The organism is Haloarchaeobius amylolyticus (assembly GCF_042678045.1).
Taxonomy (GTDB): domain Archaea; phylum Halobacteriota; class Halobacteria; order Halobacteriales; family Natrialbaceae; genus Natrinema; species Natrinema amylolyticus_A.
On the sequence record NZ_JBHUDI010000011.1, the window covers coordinates 692919 to 709769 of the forward strand.

The 16851-nt window shown below is 63.5% G+C and carries 19 protein-coding genes; 10 read left to right on the forward strand and 9 right to left on the reverse strand.

Features of this window, described 5'->3' with window-relative positions:
- From ACFR99_RS19665 to ACFR99_RS19680, 4 genes are all read left to right on the forward strand, one after another.
- A partial coding sequence (locus ACFR99_RS19665) for a diacylglycerol/lipid kinase family protein (RefSeq protein WP_390291217.1) occupies positions 1-736 on the forward strand: 736 nt, incomplete at its 5' end.
- Between the two features lie 70 nt (positions 737-806).
- Positions 807-1367 (forward strand): NUDIX hydrolase, encoded by a 561-nt coding sequence (locus ACFR99_RS19670; protein WP_390291220.1) that lies wholly within the window; start codon positions 807-809, stop codon positions 1365-1367.
- A gap of 124 nt (positions 1368-1491) precedes the next feature.
- Positions 1492-2004, forward strand: a complete 513-nt coding sequence (locus tag ACFR99_RS19675) for a halocyanin domain-containing protein (protein ID WP_390291222.1) — start codon at positions 1492-1494, stop codon at positions 2002-2004.
- 148 nt (positions 2005-2152) lie between these two features.
- A complete protein-coding gene (locus ACFR99_RS19680; protein ID WP_390291225.1) occupies positions 2153-2464 on the forward strand; it encodes a DUF7853 family protein in 312 nt (103 codons plus the stop codon).
- A 59-nt stretch (positions 2465-2523) separates the two neighbouring features.
- On the opposite strand, the gene ACFR99_RS19685 is transcribed toward ACFR99_RS19680, so the two are convergent.
- Both ACFR99_RS19685 and ACFR99_RS19690 read right to left on the reverse strand, forming a co-directional pair.
- The gene (locus ACFR99_RS19685; RefSeq protein WP_390291228.1) at positions 2524-2838 is read right to left on the reverse strand and encodes a hypothetical protein; all 315 of its coding nucleotides are present in this window, start codon (positions 2836-2838) and stop codon (positions 2524-2526) included.
- Positions 2839-2974: 136 nt separating this feature from the next.
- Positions 2975-4000, reverse strand: coding sequence for a zinc-binding dehydrogenase (locus tag ACFR99_RS19690; RefSeq protein ID WP_390291231.1), 1026 nt, complete (start codon positions 3998-4000; stop codon positions 2975-2977).
- Positions 4001-4185: 185 nt separating this feature from the next.
- Between ACFR99_RS19690 and ACFR99_RS19695 the strand changes: the two genes are divergently transcribed.
- The 3 genes from ACFR99_RS19695 (at position 4186) to ACFR99_RS19705 (ending at position 6593) form a co-directional block, all read left to right on the forward strand.
- Positions 4186-4962 (forward strand): ATP-binding cassette domain-containing protein, encoded by a 777-nt coding sequence (locus ACFR99_RS19695; protein WP_390291234.1) that lies wholly within the window; start codon positions 4186-4188, stop codon positions 4960-4962.
- 284 nt (positions 4963-5246) lie between these two features.
- Positions 5247-5843: a MogA/MoaB family molybdenum cofactor biosynthesis protein gene (locus ACFR99_RS19700; protein WP_390291237.1), complete on the forward strand. Its 597-nt coding sequence runs from the start codon at positions 5247-5249 to the stop codon at positions 5841-5843.
- Between the two features lie 36 nt (positions 5844-5879).
- On the forward strand, positions 5880-6593 hold the full coding sequence (locus tag ACFR99_RS19705) for a 5-formyltetrahydrofolate cyclo-ligase (protein WP_390291240.1): 714 nt from the start codon (positions 5880-5882) through the stop codon (positions 6591-6593).
- 508 nt (positions 6594-7101) lie between these two features.
- Here ACFR99_RS19705 and ACFR99_RS19710 read toward each other — a convergent pair.
- From ACFR99_RS19710 to ACFR99_RS19725, 4 genes are all read right to left on the reverse strand, one after another.
- The gene (locus ACFR99_RS19710; RefSeq protein WP_390291244.1) at positions 7102-7428 is read right to left on the reverse strand and encodes a DUF7126 family protein; all 327 of its coding nucleotides are present in this window, start codon (positions 7426-7428) and stop codon (positions 7102-7104) included.
- Positions 7425-8342, reverse strand: coding sequence for a glutamine-hydrolyzing GMP synthase (guaA, locus tag ACFR99_RS19715; RefSeq protein WP_390291246.1), 918 nt, complete (start codon positions 8340-8342; stop codon positions 7425-7427). The genes ACFR99_RS19710 and guaA overlap by 4 nt, the downstream gene beginning before the upstream one ends.
- Positions 8342-10024, reverse strand: a complete 1683-nt coding sequence (locus tag ACFR99_RS19720) for a CTP synthase (RefSeq protein ID WP_390291249.1) — start codon at positions 10022-10024, stop codon at positions 8342-8344. The genes guaA and ACFR99_RS19720 overlap by 1 nt, the downstream gene beginning before the upstream one ends.
- A 174-nt stretch (positions 10025-10198) precedes the next feature.
- A complete protein-coding gene (locus ACFR99_RS19725; RefSeq protein WP_390291252.1) occupies positions 10199-10549 on the reverse strand; it encodes a hypothetical protein in 351 nt (116 codons plus the stop codon).
- Positions 10550-10666: 117 nt separating this feature from the next.
- Between ACFR99_RS19725 and ACFR99_RS19730 the strand changes: the two genes are divergently transcribed.
- Positions 10667-11044 carry a cyclophilin-like fold protein gene (locus ACFR99_RS19730; RefSeq protein ID WP_390291255.1) on the forward strand — a complete coding sequence of 126 codons (378 nt, stop codon included), beginning with the start codon at positions 10667-10669 and terminating at the stop codon, positions 11042-11044.
- Between the two features lie 73 nt (positions 11045-11117).
- Here ACFR99_RS19730 and infB read toward each other — a convergent pair whose 3' ends face one another.
- Positions 11118-12917: a translation initiation factor IF-2 gene (gene infB, locus ACFR99_RS19735; RefSeq protein WP_390291258.1), complete on the reverse strand. Its 1800-nt coding sequence runs from the start codon at positions 12915-12917 to the stop codon at positions 11118-11120.
- A gap of 262 nt (positions 12918-13179) precedes the next feature.
- On the opposite strand from infB, the gene ACFR99_RS19740 reads away from it, so the two are divergent.
- Both ACFR99_RS19740 and ACFR99_RS19745 read left to right on the forward strand, forming a co-directional pair.
- Positions 13180-13425: a PRC-barrel domain-containing protein gene (locus ACFR99_RS19740; protein WP_390291260.1), complete on the forward strand. Its 246-nt coding sequence runs from the start codon at positions 13180-13182 to the stop codon at positions 13423-13425.
- Positions 13426-13429: 4 nt separating this feature from the next.
- Positions 13430-13888, forward strand: coding sequence for an NOB1 family endonuclease (locus tag ACFR99_RS19745; RefSeq protein WP_390291262.1), 459 nt, complete (start codon positions 13430-13432; stop codon positions 13886-13888).
- Positions 13889-13910: 22 nt separating this feature from the next.
- On the opposite strand, the gene ACFR99_RS19750 is transcribed toward ACFR99_RS19745, so the two are convergent.
- Both ACFR99_RS19750 and ACFR99_RS19755 read right to left on the reverse strand, forming a co-directional pair.
- Positions 13911-15044 carry a CPBP family intramembrane glutamic endopeptidase gene (locus ACFR99_RS19750; protein WP_390291265.1) on the reverse strand — a complete coding sequence of 378 codons (1134 nt, stop codon included), beginning with the start codon at positions 15042-15044 and terminating at the stop codon, positions 13911-13913.
- A gap of 75 nt (positions 15045-15119) precedes the next feature.
- Positions 15120-16415, reverse strand: coding sequence for a glucose-6-phosphate isomerase (locus tag ACFR99_RS19755; RefSeq protein WP_390291269.1), 1296 nt, complete (start codon positions 16413-16415; stop codon positions 15120-15122).
- Between the last annotated feature and the right edge of the window lie 436 nt (positions 16416-16851).

The window sequence follows — 16851 nt, forward strand, 5'->3', positions numbered from 1 at the left end:
CGGCACGATCAACGAGGTCATCAACGGCGTCGCCGCCGCGGATGCACTCGAGACGACGACCGCCGCGGTCGTCCCCACCGGGACGGGCAACAACTTCGCGACGAACGTCGGCATTCAGGGGCTCGAACACGCGTTTACCGTGATCGAGGCGGGGGACCGGCGATCGATCGACATCGGTGTCGCGAACGGTCGAATCTTCGTCAACTCCTGTGTCGGCGGCATCACCGCCGAAGCGAGCAGCGAGACGACTTCGGAACGAAAGGCGGAACTCGGCGTTCTCGCGTACGTCGCGAACACGCTCGAGACGATCGGCGAGTTCGACTCCCTCCCGCTGCGCGTGAAGACGGCTGCGGGATCCGACGGGGAGAAGACGCAAGCCTGGGAAGGGAACGCGCTGCTCGTTCTGATCGGAAACTGTCGACGGTTCACCGGTGCGCGCACCGCACAGGCCGACGTCGAGGACGGCCGCTTCGAGGCGACCATCGTCGCTGACGCGTCACCGACCGATCTGCTCAAGAGCGCAGCCCTCGAGGGACTGCTCGACCGGGATAGCGAACACATCGTCCGGCGTCGCACGCCATCGCTCACGATCGAGAGCCGCCGCGATTCCATCGCGTACAGCCTCGACGGCGAGATACTCGAGACCGAATGCCTCCGCCTCGAGACGAACCCGCAGTCGCTTCGACTCGCCGTCGGTGGCGGGTATCAGCCGAACCCCGACGAGCGCCGACTGTAAGCACTCTGTATCGAGTCGAAACGGTCTCGAAGGCGATACTGGTTTCACGAGTCGACGTAATTGTGCACGTATGAGCACGCCACAGGAGGACAGAGAACACGAGAACGCCGGACAGGACGTGATCGCCGTCGATGCCGACGACAACGCACTCGAATTGGTCAACCGGCTGGACGCCCACACGGGCGATGGGATTCGCCACCGCGCCTTCACATCGCTGGTCTTCGACGGCGAAGGCAACATCTTGCTTGCCCAGCGAGCGCCAGAGAAACGCCTCTGGGGAACCTACTGGGACGGCACCGTCGCCTCCCACCCCGTCGAGGGGCAAAGCCAGAAGGAAGCGACCCGCCAGCGCCTCGAGGAAGAGCTCGGAATCACGCCCGACCAGTACGACGACCTGCGCCTGACCGACCGCTTCGAGTACAAACGCTACTTCGAAAACGAGGGCGTCGAACACGAGGTCTGTGCCGTGTTGCAGCTGACGCTGACCGACCGCAGCCTCGACCCCGACGAGGCGGAGGTCGCCGGACTGATGTGGGTTCCTTACGAGCGGCTCCATTCGCATCCGGAGTGGTACCGACAGCTCCGGCTCTGCCCGTGGTTCGAAATCGCCATGCGCCGGGACGTTCGGTGAGCAGTGACGATCGCGGTACCGGCGGAGCCAAAGCCTGTCTCACGAGTTGATTCCGAGCGTCGATCGGCGGCACGTTGCAATAGTAAGGATCCTCTTTTCTTAATCAGCGGGTGACGGTCGACGTATGCAGTCGTTCAACCGACGAATGATGATCAAAGCGGTCGGCTCGAGTGTCGTACTCGGCGGATTGGGCGCTACCGCGAGCGCACAGGACGATGACGACGACGAAGAGCCGGAGTACGGCGACTGGTTCGACGACGTCGACAATTACGAAGAGACTGAAGATCTCACGGACGAAGACGAAGACGAAGACGAAGACGAAGTGACGGTCGACGTCGGAGCCGGCGACGACGGCTATCAGTTCGATCCACCCGCCATCCGCATCGCGCAGGACACGACGGTCGTCTGGGAGTGGACCGGTGAGGGTGGCGAGCACAACGTCGTCCACGTCCCCGAAGAGGAAGAAGAGCAGGAGATTCCGAACGCAACCGATGCAGACGAACCCGTCTTCGAGACCGAAATCACTGACGAGGAAGGCTTTACTTTCGAGCACCAGTTCGAAGACACCGGGACGTACCTCTACGTCTGTGAACCCCACCGTCAACAGGGTATGAAGGGCGCGGTCGTCGTCGAGTAGGGGCTCGAACCGGATCGCTTCGGCGTGTCGATCGTCACGATCGGGAGCAGGGTGACCCTCCGCAACTATGCCATACGGTAACAAGGCTTATTACAATCCTGTTCGTAACGTTGCGTGAGGACCGACGAAACAGGTCCCGTGTGACGAAATGAGCTCCTCACCACCGGAAACCGAGACGTACGAAGTCACGCTCTCCAGAGACGAGCAATGGGTTACCCACCACGCCCTCTCGAACCGCCTCGACGAGGCCCTCGACGCTGACGAACTACCACCCGAGTGGACTCTCGAGGTACTCGAGACGCTCGAGGCCGACGGCGACACGGAGCGGCTCACTGGCCCGCAAGCCGACCGGCTCTATGACACGCTCACGACGTACGTCGACTGTGAGGAGACCCCAGAACGGGATATCAGCGACGCAACGACCGTTCTCGATCGACTCGAGGACATCCGCAACGCCTAACCTGACGGTAACAGGTCTTTTTCGGTCGCCGATTCAACAGCCCGGGAGTCGTCGCTCTCTCAGGGCCGGGTCGTCGCCCAGACGGCCGTAATCGCAAGCAGGAGTGCCGGTGCCAGCGGTAAAATCAGTAACGCGAAGCGGTATCCCTCTGCGCCGGGCGGGACCAGATAGATGGCGACCGGCGCGATGATAAACGCGAAGACGATGACGCCGACGAGGAGCCAGCCACGCCAGTCGAACTCCCGGTCGACCGCCGCGGGGTGTGTCGGCTCGAGACTCCCGTCTCCGCCGGCCGACTGCTCGGTCCCCTCGTCGCCGTCCGCGTCGAACGCCGCGGGATCGTGGACGTAGCCGCCGTCGTCGCTCGAGGTCACTATCGAACGTATTGAGCGCGTCGTAAAAGCCCTCACGGTTCGGCAATCGACTGCGACCGGTCCACGACGGCGCTCAGCGAAGCGATGCAACGAGAACCGGGCCGGCGTTCGAACGGGAGCGATCCCGCACCGTCAGTTACAGTTCGCTATCGGGTCGGACGACCACTTTCCCGAACCCTTCCCGGTTTTCGATGATCTCGTGAGCGCGTGCGGTCTCGCTCATCGGGAGGACCTCGCGGATCGCGGGCTCGAAGGTCCCGTCCCAGACGAGTTCCAGGGCCTCCTCTGCCTGTTCGGGGGTGGCCATCGTCGAGCCGATGATCTCGAGTTGGTTCCAGAAGATCCGTGGGATGTCCGTCTCGGGATTGCCACCGCCGGTGCCGCCGCAGGTGACGAGTCGGCCGCCCTTGGTCAGACTCTTCAGCGAGTCCCGCCAGGTGGGCGCGCCGACGTGTTCGACGACGACGTCGACGCCGCGGCCGCCGGTCTCCGAGCGGACCCAGTCCGCGAAGTTCTCCTCTTCGTAGTTACAGACGTGGTCTGCGCCGTGTTCCTCGGCGTACTGAAGCTTCTCCTCGGTGCTGCCGGTCGCGTACACTTCCGCACCCGCGTAGTCGGCGATTTGGAGGGCGGCGTGGCCGACCCCGCCGCTTGCGCCCAGGACGAGTACCGATTCGCCGGCCTCGAGGTCGGCACGGTCGATGAGCATCCGCCAGGCGGTCTGGAAGACCAGCGAGGCCGAGCCGGCAACCTCCCAGTCGACGTGCTCGGGGACGGGAATCAGATTGTCCTCAGGGATCGCGGCGTACTCGGAGTGGACGCCGGTGACGTGCTCGCCGATGATGTGGAACCGTGGGTCGAGCGTCGGGTCGTCCTTCCGGAGATCGCCGACACCGGCCGAGAGTGCGACGTGATCGCCTTCCTCGAACCGGGTGACGTCCTCGCCGACTTCCTCGACGACGCCGGCCCCGTCACTGCCCGGAATGTGTGGCATCTCGAGGTCGATCCCCGGCATCCCACGGCGCGTCCAGATGTCCAGATGGTTGAGCGCGGCCGCCTTGATGTCGACCAGTACCTCGTCTCGGTCGATCTCCGGGTCGGGGTAGTCGCCGTACTCGATGACATCTCTGTCGCCGTGTTCCGCGAATTGAACTGCCTTCATCTATCCGTGCCAACGGATACCCACGTGATAACATTTGGGTTGCCAGCAGTGCCCATCATCTGGATGTTAGTTCGCGTCGTAATATGCTATTACTCGATACACTATTATAATCCGTCGGGCCATCGACGCGAGACGATGTCGAGAGCGCCATCGGGGGTCCGGTGGAGTGACCGGAGATCGTCGCTGTGACCGACCCGATCGCGACCGCCACCGATGTCCACACAGCTGTCGGCGAGGAGCGCGTCCTCGAGGGCGTCGACCTCACGGTCGAGGCGAACGAACTTCTCGTTCTGATGGGGTCAAACGGGGGCGGCAAGTCGGTGTTGCTCGCCTGTCTCGCCGGCAGCCACACGCCGTCGGCGGGCAGCGTCGACGTCTTCGGCGAGCCGGCGACGACCCGCACGGAGACGACGAGCGTTCTCCCGGCGGATGGCCTCGCCATCGAGAAACTCACCGGTCGTGAAAACGTCGACTTCTACCGCCGGCTCCATCCACAGTTTGCAGACGACTGGCGCACACACGTCGCCCGGCTCGGACTGGCCGACGACCTCGGGAGACCCGTCGCGGACTACTCCACTGGGATGGTGCGGAAACTCGAACTGGCTATCGCAGCCAGTATCGACGTGTCGCTGTACCTGTTCGACGAGCCCACTGCGTCGCTGGACCAGCGGACGATCCCGGTGGCCCACGAGCTGTTCCGCGCGAAACGCAACGCCGGCACGGCGCTCGTCGTCGCCACCCATCGGCCGATAAACGTCGGCATCGCCGACCGAATCGCGTTTCTCATGGACGGCCGGATCGCTGTGACCGGTACCCCCGAGGAACTGCGGTCGTCGGTGCCGCCCGTCCTCGAGACGGACGCCGCGAACGCGAGTGCGCTCACACCGGTCGTCGACGGTGCCCCGTTCGGGGTCGGCGGAACCGTCCGTGCGTTCGTGCCTCCGAGTACGCGGCCGACGTGACGGACGACGCGGATGTGGTCCGCGACGAACTCGCGGACACGACAGGGATCGATCGGGACGAACTCGCGATCTTGGCCCGACGTACTCCGACCTCTGTCGGTACTACACGAGCAGCGTCTCGCAGCCCTGAGACGGGCTGTTGTCCCGCTGTCCCGGCGGGCCCGCAGGGCGGTCGCAGCCGGCCGGCACCCACTGCCAGGAGTCCGTATGAGACGGTTCGATCCGGGCTCGAGCCGCTCCCCGCGCGTGCGTAGCTTTTACTCGCCGGCTTTCGAAGGTGACGTATGGACGAGACGGACGCCGGCGATGCCAATTCCGGTACTGGAACGCTCTGTACCGGCGTCGTCACGATCGCCTCGAGTCGCGAACTCGCGACCGACGAAGCCGGCGAGGTCATCGGCACGGTCCTCGACGAGAACGGCAACGAGATCACGGTCCGAGAACACGTCGGCGCGGACTACGACAGGGTCCAGTCGATCGTCTCGCGACTGGTCGAGCGCGATGACGTCGACGTCGTGGTAACCGCTGGCTCGACCGGCGTCGAGCCGTCAGACGTAACCATCGAAGCCGTCGAGCCGATACTGGAGAAGGAGCTGACGACGTTCAGCGAACTGTTTGCCGTCGTGGCCTACGAGCGGATCGGGACGGCCGTCGTCGCCACGCGTACGCTCGCCGGCATCGCCGAGCGGACGCCGGTGTTCTGTCTGCCTGGCGATCCCGATGCGGTTCGCCTCGCACTCGAGGAGATCATCGTGTCGGAGGCCGCCCAACTCGTCGATCGCGCACGGAGAGACGAATCGGCATCGGACGACGATTCGGATGCCGAAGCCAACGACACGACGGATGCCGACGACTCGATCGACGTTTCCAGCGGGAACTAGGAAAAAGACACGATCGTCCAGGAAGAGAGAGTGCATATGGCGCTGGACAAACAGGCCCTTCGTGAGCGCGTCTGGGACGACCTCGAGGAGAGCGGCGTCGCCCGGTTTCCGTTTCCGCCCCACGGCCGGATTCCGAACTTTGCCGGAGCGAGCGACGCCGCCGACCGGTTGGCCGACCAACCCGAGTGGACGGACGCGACGACGATCAAGGCCAATCCCGACGCGCCACAGTTGCCCGTGCGACGGCGCGCCTTACGCGAGGGGATGACGGTCTACATGGCGGTGCCGCGGCTCCGTGACGAGAAGTGTTTCCTGAAGCTCGACCCCGACGACCTCGAGGACTACGACGCGGCGACGACCGTCTCGGGCTCGTCGGAACACGGCGAGCAGATCGGCCCGGAGGAGATCGACCGCATCGACCTGATCGTCTCCGGCAGCGTCGCCGTCACCGAGGCCGGCGGCCGGATCGGGAAAGGAGAGGGGTACAGCGACCTCGAGTACGCCGTCCTCCGGGAGCTCGGACTGGTCGACGAGGAAACGCCGGTCGCGACGACGGTCCACGAACGGCAAGTCGTCGACGAGCCCGTCGCGCTCGCAGCCCACGACGTCGCGATGGAGCTCGTCGTCACGCCGGACCGGGTGGTGCGACCCGAGCGCAGCGACCAGCCGACCGGTCTCGACTGGGATCTGATAGACGACCGACGCGACGAAATTCCGGTGCTGAGGCGACTCGAGGAAGCGTCCCGATAACCGCTGGTACTCACGTTCTGACGGGTAGTACTACCGGCTGGGCAGCCGCTCGATACCGACCAGTCTCTTCTCGGTTACGTCTCGTGTATCAAAATCGCAGGGGGTGACGCGAGCCGGTTAGTGGGGTGGGCCCGCGTCAACAAGAATCGATTGGCAGTGGTGGGGAAGGGTGCTGTGGTGGGGTTGCTGGAAGTCGCGGGTACAGGTGGTGGGTGCCATCGGTGGGGTCTGCCCGTCGACCTCCACTCACGGCTACTGGCGGCTCCCACTTGAACGGGGGTGATGGTATACCGGTCTTACGCCGAATTCCGCCGAATTCAATTCGGATTTATCCGACCGATATCGCCCTCGAGAACGTTTATACTCCGCAAATATCGAATGGAGTCGGAACGGACGGTGGGCGGTCGGCTGGCTGTGTCTCTGTCGGTCGTACAGTTTGCAGAGCGCACGTGATGGCACCCGCGCCCCGTCCTGTGGATGTGACGAGACAGCGGGACAGCAGCCCGTCTCAATCGACCAGTTCGTCGGCGACGACGCTCGCGTCCATCAGCTGTGGATCGACCGCGAGATCGAGCTGTCCCTTGACGAACTCCGGGACCGTGTCGCGCGCGTAGACGACGGTTCGAAGCTCGTCGTTGAGATCGCAGACGATCGGGATCGTCGTCGCCTGACCGACGTCAGTCAGGACGTACAGGTCGGCCGCGACGATGCCAGCCTCCTCGAGCTGGGGGCGGGTGATGACGCCGTCGACGCGACTCACCTCGACGCCGGCGGCCTCGAGTGCCGCGCCGATCCCGTCGTCGTCGGGACCGGCGACGATCGCAGTCGTGCTCATTCGTACTCGATGGTCGCGGGCGGTTTGTGGGTCACGTCGTAGACGACGCGGGCGACGTTGTCGTTCTGGCCGGTGATCCGGGACTGGATCCGCTGGAGGGTGTCCCAGTCGATCTCCTGGGCGCGGGCGGTCATGCCGTCGCGGGAGTCGACCGAGCGCACGGAGACGACCCAGCCGTGGACGCGGTTGTCGCCTTTGACACCCGTCGCCTTGCCGATAACGGCCGCGAGCGCCTGCCAGGGCTCGTACTCCTCGAGTTCCTCCTCGACGACGTGGCAGGCGTGGCGGGCGACCTCGAGTTTCTCTTCAGTGACTTCGCCGATGACGCGGACGGCGAGGCCGGGGCCGGGGAACGGCATCCGCTCGGCGACGATCTCGTCGAGTCCGAGGTGGCGGGCGACCTCGCGGACCTCGTCCTTGTAGAGGTCGCGGACGGGTTCGACGATGCCCTCGAAGTCGACGACCTCGGGGAGGCCGCCGACGTTGTGGTGGGACTTGATGCCGCCTTCGCTCTCGATCCGGTCGGGGTAGATCGTCCCCTGGACGAGGTAGTCGGCGTCGGCGTCTTTGGCCTCGCGTTCGAACTCGCGGATGAACTGCTCGCCGATGATCTCGCGTTTCTCCTCGGGGTCGGTGACCCCTTCGAGGGCCTCGAGGAAGCGGTCTTTGGCGTCGACGATCCGCAGCGACTCCATGTAGTCGAACGTCTCGCGGATCTGGTCGGTCTCGCCTTTCCGCATCAGGCCGGTGTCGACGTAGACTGGGGTGAGTTGGTCGCCGATGGACTCGTAGGCCAGCGCGGCGGCGACTGACGAGTCGACACCGCCCGAGAGGGCGATGACGGCGTTTGCGTCGCCGATTTCGTCTTCGATCTCTGCAACTGCGTCCGGAACGAACGTGTCGGTGTCTACCATCAGTGGGTTACCTCTGTTTCAGTGTCGGTGTCTGTCTCTGCTTCGTCGGTCTCGTTCTCATCTGCCTGCTCGAGGACGGCCTCGACGAGGCCGACGAACGGTGGACTCGGCTGCCCGGGGCGGGACGTGTACTCGGGGTGGAACTGCGTGCCCAGGAAGAACGGATGGTCCTCGTGTTCTAAGATCTCCATCCGGTTGCCCGCCGTGCCCGAGAACGTCAGCGGCTCGTCTTCGAACTGATCGAAGTATTCGGGATTGACCTCGTAGCGGTGGCGGTGGCGCTCGGTACAGGAGGTGTCCTCGTAGAGGTCGTAGGCAAGCGTTTCGGGTTCGATCACGGTCGTATGCTCGCCCAGGCGCATCGTCCCGCCCATGTCTTCGACCTCGTACTGTTCGGGCAGGATGTCGATGACCGGGTGTGGGGTGTCTTCGACCATCTCTGCCGAGTGGGCGTCTTCGAGTCCCAGGACGTGCCGGGCGTACTCGACGACGGCCATCTGGAAGCCAAGACAGAGCCCGAGGAACGGCACGTCGTTCTCGCGGGCGTAGCGGACGGCCTCGATTTTCCCCTCGGAGCCACGCATACCGAAGCCACCGGGGACGATGACGCCGTCGACGTCCTCGAGTTGGCCGTCGTGACCGTCGGCCATCTCGTCGGCCGACACCCAGTGGACGTCCACGTCGGCACCGAGTTCGAAGCCGGCGTGTTTGAGCGACTCGTGGATCGACATGTACGCGTCCTCTAAGTCGTACTTGCCGACCAGCGCGATGTCGACTTCCTCGTCTTTCTCGGTCGTGACGATCTCACGCCATCCGTTTGCGCGCTCGCCCTCCGGCAGCGCCTCGTCGGCGAGCCCGAAGTGCTCGAGGACGTACTGATCTAAGCCTTCCTCCTCGACCATCAGCGGGACGTGATAGACGTCCTCGACGTCCGGGTTCGAGAACACCGCCTCGGTCGGGATGTCACAGAACAGGGCGATCTTCTCTTTCGTTTTGGGCTCGAGTCGGTCCTCACAGCGGCCGACGATGATGTCGGGCTGGAGCCCGATCGAGCGAACCTCCTTGACGCTGTGCTGGGTCGGCTTGGTCTTTTGCTCGCCGTTCTTCGAGTAGGGGACGAGGGTGACGTGTGTAAAGAGAACGTTCTCCTCGGGTTCCTCGTGGGCGAACTGGCGCAGGGCCTCGAGGTACGGCATCCCCTCGATGTCGCCGACCGTGCCACCGACTTCGATGATACAGACGTCGGTGCCTTCGGCGGCCTCGCGGATGCGCCGTTTGATGTCGTCGGTGATGTGGGGGATAATCTGAACCGTCTTCCCGAGATAGTCGCCGGCACGCTCTTTCTCGATGACGTGCTGGTACGTTTTCCCGGTGGTGATGTTGTGGTCCGAGGTCATGTCGATGTCGAGGAACCGTTCGTAGTTCCCCAGATCGAGGTCGACCTCGCCCCCGTCTTCTAAGACGTAGACTTCCCCGTGCTGATAGGGGTTCATCGTTCCTGCGTCGACGTTCAGATACGGGTCGATCTTCACTGCGGTGACGTCGAACCCGGCGTTTTTGAGGAGGCGGCCGGTGCTCGCGGCTGTAATCCCCTTTCCGAGTCCCGACATGACGCCGCCGGTGACGAAGATGAACTTGTTCCCCAGCGAGGGGTCATAATGAGTGTCCGATTCCGTCGGCATACCGAGTGTCCGCGCGACCGCTTGAAAACGATTTCGGGAGCGTACTGCCACCGACAGAGGTTGTCATCCCACATCGCGTGGTCATCGCTCGACAACCCGTTTCGTGGATCCATAGTCAGCCAACCGGCTCGGCACTCGGAAGCGGCTGCTGCACGCTCGAGTCTCGTCGGCCGGCTACTGTGGGTTCTCGTCCTGCACTTCGACGATCTCGGCCTGCTCGATGGACTCGATACCGCCGTCCGTTCGAACCTGAATCGTTTGGCCTGGGAGGGCCGACTCCTCCTCGATCGACTCCGATGGAACGGAGATGGCAGTGACCCCGTCGATCGTGATGGACCGGCGCTGAATCGGATCGCCCTCGTACTCGACCGTGTCCCACGTTTCGACGTCGACGTCGTCCATGTCCGCACCGAAGTACTCCTCCGCGTCCGGGTTCACCGTGTCTTCGGTCTGGGACTCGCCGGTCGTCCGATTATCGTCGAACTGTACCTCTTCGTGTTTGTACTGGCGAAGCTGTGCGAGCATACTCGCGCTAGATCGACCACCGCGGTTAACGCTTCTCGGGGCACGTGCCGGGTGGGAGCGTCATCGCACTGCGTTCTCGAGAGACGAGTAGAAGTACGTCCCCTCCGTTGGTCCGCTATGACCGATCTGCGAGTTACCGTCGACGGCCGTGAACTCGAGGCTGTCTGGACCGACGACGCACCCGAAACGAAGGCTGCACTGGCAGACGCACTCCCCGTCGCAGGCGATGCAACCCGCTGGGGCGACGAACTCTACTTCGACGTGCCGATCGACGTCCCGTCCGAGAACGCCCACGAGGTCGTTCCCGAGGGCGCGATCGCGTACTGGCCGACCGGGAACGTACTGTGTCTGTTCTGGGGACCGACGCCAGCCAGCAAGGACGACGAGCCACGAGCGACCTCGCCCGTGAACGTCGTCGCGCGCGTGACCGATCCCGACTCGCTCGCGGAGCTGGACGGTGGGACACGGGTTCGTCTCGAGCAGACTCCCGACTAAGCACGTCATGTGAACGCGTCTCGAAGTCAATCGACGCGAGTCCGAGCGAAAAACCGAGCGCGGCGGCCGGCGACTACTTACCCCAGAAGGGGTCCCGACTGCGCTGCTTGTCGAGGTACATGTTCAGCGCCTCGAGTTCGTCGCCGGGAATCTCGCTTGCGAGTTCCTGTTCCAGAATCTTCGCGTGTTTCTCGGGGATCTCGACCCAGAGTTCGTCGTCTTCCTCGATCTGGCGGCCGACGGTCGGGCCGTCGATGGCGACCGAGACGCGGTTGCCCGCGCGGGCCTCGTCGACGTCCTCACCTTGCTCTTGGATCCCCTTGACCTGGCCGACGCGGTTTGGCTCGTTGCCCTCGAACTTGACGACGTTCGCGTTGTTCTGGACCGTCCCCGAGTTTACCTCGACGCCGACGACCGCGGGGTCGTTCTGACGGAAGGTGTGGTCGGGCAGAATCCGGAACCGTGCGGGTCGCGTGATGTTCTCGAGGATCGTGTCCTGCTGGGCCTGCTCGATCCCTTCGACGTACTCCTCGTACTCCTCGATGAGCTGATAGATGACTTCGTCGGTGAAGATCGTCACGTCCTCGATCTCTGCGCGCTGCTCGGCGTCGTCGAGGACGTCGACGTTGAATCCGAGAATGGCCTTTTGCTTGCCGTCCTCGGCTGTTGAGGCGACCGAGACGTCTCGCGGGGCAACGTCGCCGACCTCCGCGCGGACGATCGGCACCTCCGCCTCATCGAGCGCGTCGGCCATCGCCTCGAGGCTGCCGAGCGTGTCGGCTTTGACGACGACACCCTCTTCGGCGGTGTCGACGGCGATATCCGCGAGTTCGGCCTGCACTTCATCGATGACCTCGTCGATGTCGCGGTCGCGGACGACGCGGACCGGTGCGCCAGCCATCGCGTCCGCGAGGTCGGGGGCGGCGATCTTGATCCCGGAGGCGGCCGAAACTTCGTCGACTTTCTCGAAGCGGCTCTCGGTCCGGATCTCGGCAAGGGGCCGGGGCTGGAGCAAGGCGCGTACGTCGGTGACGATCGGCTCGTTCATCCCACCGACGACGAGCTGATCGTCCGACCGGATCGTGCCGTCATAGAGGACCGTGTCGATCGTCGTTCCGAAGCCTTTCTCCTCTTTGACCTCGAGGACGGTGCCGACACCCGGGCCGGCGACGTCGATCTCCATCTCCTCTTTCATGTAGCGCTGGGACAGTCCCATCATCACGGTCAGGAGGTCGGGGACCCCCTCGCCGGTCATCGCCGAGACGGGGACGACGCCGACGTTGCGCTGGAAGTTCTGGACGCGCCAGTAGAGATCGGCGGAGAAGCCCTCGTCCGAGAGGTTGCCGATGATCTCGTAGAGACTCTCGTCTAAGCGTTCGCGCACGCGATCGGACTGGCTCTCGTAGGTGTCGTTGATCGGCGCGTCCTCGTGGACGTTCCAGCCGGGAACGGTGTCGATCTTGTTCGCCGCGACGATAAACGGCGTCTGGGATCGTTTGAGGATGTCCAGAGCCTCGAGCGTCTGGGGCTGGAAGCCGTCGTTGACGTCGACGACGAGGATTGCGATGTCGGCCAGCGCGCCCCCACGAGAGCGAAGCGTGGTAAAGGAGTGGTGACCCGGCGTGTCGATAAAGAGGAGGCCAGGGAGGTCGAAATCGTCCGGGTCGACGAGATCGCCCGCGATCGTCGAGATGATATCCAGCGGGACGGCGGTCGCGCCGATGTGCTGGGTGATCGCGCCTGCTTCGCCCTCGATGACCGCGGAGCCGCGGATCTTATCGAGGAGACTTGTCTTGCCGTGATCGACGTGTCCGAGGACGGCGACGATCGGCGTTCTGAGGGATGTGGGGTCGCGTGTATCCGTGTCCGACATGATGAACCACCCGAGAAGGTCTTACCTAAATCGTCCGTATCGCCGTAGTTAAACCCATCGTCATCGCCGTTCCGGCGGTCGTGGCTGTCGGTGCTGCCAGTCGGGCGGTCGTCGGCTGGACGCACCGATTCGGTCGCCCACCACTCGAGTCGGTCACGTACGGGAGCAATGTCTGTTCGCTGGCTGACGGCGACACCCCGGGAGACGGTCCGTTTCACGCCGTCTCCATGGTTTTAATACCGATTAGTAAGTACGGGTATGCATGAGCGATATACTCGCTGAAAACCTCTCGGGGAAGTCCGTCATGGGTACTGACGGCACCGAGCTCGGACTGCTCTACAATATCACGATGGATCTCAAATCGGGATCGCTGCACGACCTCGTCATCGAACCCGACGAAGAGATCTCTCGGCGCGCCGTCGACTTCGGCAGCGACGACGCCGGCCGCTTTCTCGTCCCCGTCAACCGCGTCCAGGCGGTGAAAGACTACATTGTCGTCCAGCGCTAACGGTATGTACGTTCTCGACTCTTCGGCTTTTATCCACGACTTCCACACGACAGAACAGACTGCGACGATCCCACTCGTCCGCGAGGAACTCAAAGACGAGAGCGCCTATCGCTACGACGCGATGGAAGGCTCCGGAATGCACATCCACATTCCCAACGACGATACCACTGAGAAGGTCCAGCGGGCGGCCCGCGAGTCCGGCGACCTCGATGTCCTTTCCGAAACCGACGTTCGGCTCATCGCGGCGAGTTTCGAACTCGACGGCGTCCTCGTGACCGACGACTACGCGATGCAAAACGTCGCGGAGAAACTCAACGTCGACGTCGAAGTGATCGCCCGCGAGGGGATCGACGAACAGCGCCACTGGACGTACCAGTGTCAGGGCTGTGGCCGCGAGTTCGACGAAGAGAAAGACCGCTGTCCGATCTGCGGCTCGGAACTGGCTCGCAAGAATCCGTCGTAGTTCGTACGCGAGAGGGCTGTTCTCAGCCAACCAAGAAGTAGAGGTTCGTAAAGACGACCGCATTGTAGATTCCGTGGACCAGCGCCGGCATCACCAGGTTGTCCGTTCGCTCGTAGATCACGCCGAGCACGATCGAGAGCCCGAAGATGGTGCCGAGACTGGCGATCACCGCACCCAGTCCGGCGGTGTCGTATGCCATGACGTGGACGGCAGCGAAGATGACGCTGGCCACGACGACGGCACCGGCACGCGAGAACGTCTCATAGAGCGTCTTCTGGATCACGTTCCGATAGAGCAGTTCCTCGAACGGACCGATGACCAGAATGGCAAGCGGGATCAATACCAGCAACATCTCCGGGGCGTTCTGGGCACTCTGGGTCGTCGCGTGGTCTGCACTTTCGACGCCGGTCGCCTGCATGGACAGCGAGATCGCATACAGCACCCCGAAGAGGACGACGATGCCGCCGACGATCCAGGCGAGATCTCGCAGTGTCGGCCGCCGAAGATCGATAAACGACAGGTCACGGTCAGTCAGTTTGAGAAAGGCACCGACCACGAGCACCGTTCCCAGCGCCATGCCAACTTGTCCGACGACCTGATTGAGGAGGGTACGCTGGATCTCCGAAAACGAGTCGAGAAACGGCAACACTGGAAGCGCGACCACTGGCGTCGTCAGGTAGGGCGCAAAGAGTCCGACGAAGCCGACGGCTGTGAGCACGACCACCTGTTGTGTCCGTCGTTTCAACCCACCGACGCCGATCCCGAGGTAGTCAGCGACGCCAACGCTGGCAGTCAATCCCGCGGTCACGAAAGCGACGAAGACGATCGGTATCGTCGATGAAAGTGCCGGAACGGAGACCGGCGCTGTGGTTCCTTGATTCAGGGCGTAGCCGGTGAGCAGGACGACGGTGATGCTCGAGCCGGCGGCGATCGGACCTGCGATCGTTCGCTCGATCCCACCGTGACGACGGACGAGAAAAGCGAGGACGGCAGCAGCGGCCAATATCGTGCCCGCCCAGACGACCGGGTCGTCGACACCGCGGCGAACGGGAACGAGCATCGCGACCATCGTGATCCCCGCGAGGACGGTCCCGAGGCCGGGAACCACGCCGGACGTGATCGGGCCGGCGTCGTCGGCCCGTGCGGTTTCGGTCATACCTACGTGTTCGTGCGAGGGCTCATAGGCCCACCGCAACCGGACGACAGCCGGCAATCGACTGCAACGCCGCGATTACCGCTCGACTCGCAGTTCGGTCTTGTCAGCGACCGCCTCGGCCTCTTCGAACTCCCCACCACCGAGTAATCCGCGTGTTGCCTTTTTGGCCCACTCGACGGCCGGCTGCTCGAAGGTGTTGACGCTATAGAGTTCGCCCGCGAGCACGCAGGCGGCTTCCATGCCGTACAGTAGTCCACCGAGTTCGTACTCGTCGACACGCTCGAGTTCGATACGGACGTTTGGCTGCCCGGCAGCCGCGAGACTCGCCTCCGTCGCCTCGAACTCGGCTGCGAGCAGTTCGCCAAGCGTCGCATCGCCCAGATACGCGAGTTCAGAGACATCGGTCTCCGGAATCCCCCGGTCGGTCCCTTCCTGTGTCGTGATGAACGTGACGAGCTTGTCGCGCGGGCCCGCGCGATACAGTTGCAGTTGTGAGTGCTGGTCGGTGACGCCGAGCGCTCGGACCGGCGTCTGCCCGAGACCGTCTTTCCCGAGACTCTCGGCCCACAGCTGGGCGAACCACTCGGCGTACGTCTCGAGCGACTCCGCGTAGGGCATCATCGCGTTCACGCCCGCGCCGCGTTTGTCTAACGCATACGCCGTCGCGCCGTAGGCATAGGCCGGACACTCGAACAGCGACCCCGTCAGCGTCTCGCGCTCGGCAGCCGCCCCCTCGAGCAGCGCCTCGAGATCGTGGCCACAGACGGCCGCAGCGACCATGCCGACAGCCGACAGCGCCGAGAAGCGACCCGGCACACCATCTGGGACTTTCAGCGACGGCAGGTCGTGGCGATTCGCGAGGTCGCGAAGCGGGCCGGCCTCGCCGGTCGTGACGATCGTCCGCTCGGTCCAATCGACACCTGCCGACTCGAAGGCATCGCGCACGACCAGGAAATTCGCGAGCGTCTCCGCCGTCGTCCCCGACCGCGAGACCACGTTGATCGCCGCGTTCTCGAGGGATATGCGCTCGAGATGGCTCGTGACCCACTCGGGATCGACGTTGTCCAGGAAGACGGTCTCGGTGTCCGACTCGAGTGCGTTCGTGATCGTCGCCGCCCCGAGCGAACTCCCGCCGATACCGACAGTGAACAGAACCTCGGCGTCGGCGATCGGCTCGACCGCAGCCCGAATCTCGTCGGGATCGGTTCGCTGGGGAAGATTCAGAGACTCGTAGCCGTGTTCTCTATTTTCCATTCCCCGTTCGATTCGCTCGTGGGCGGCCGCGACTTGACTGTCCAGTCGCTCGAGTGACGCTCTCGAGACGCCCGGTGATGCGACTGTTGCAAGTGCATTACCAATATCGACGTTCATATCTCAGCACGCGCGCGCCTGCGATAAAGGCGTTCCGTGACGGAATCAGTCGAAAGCGAGGGTCACTAGGAGTAGTCTCAAGATGTCCACGTCCTTGGCACCCGATAGAGGACAATGATCGTCAGGTCGCACTCTGGTTTTCCAATCGACATCGATACAAATCAGGAAAATTGTAGGATTGGTGTCAATCGGAATTGAACACTATCCATCCTTTGTGTATGTTATTCCCTCTCTTTGAAGTCTCGGTTCGTAGGCCTTAAGTAGTGATCAGCGATTGTGATTATATACGAAGAAAGAGGCGGCGTGCGAGGTGCACTCCGCCAGATTGGATGTCTCGGGCCCGAAGGGGTTATGTACTCCTGGAGGCCTACAAGTACGTCCGAAGGAAATGAGGATTCCACCCCTGCGGTCCGCCGTACAGATGGGATCTGATGTT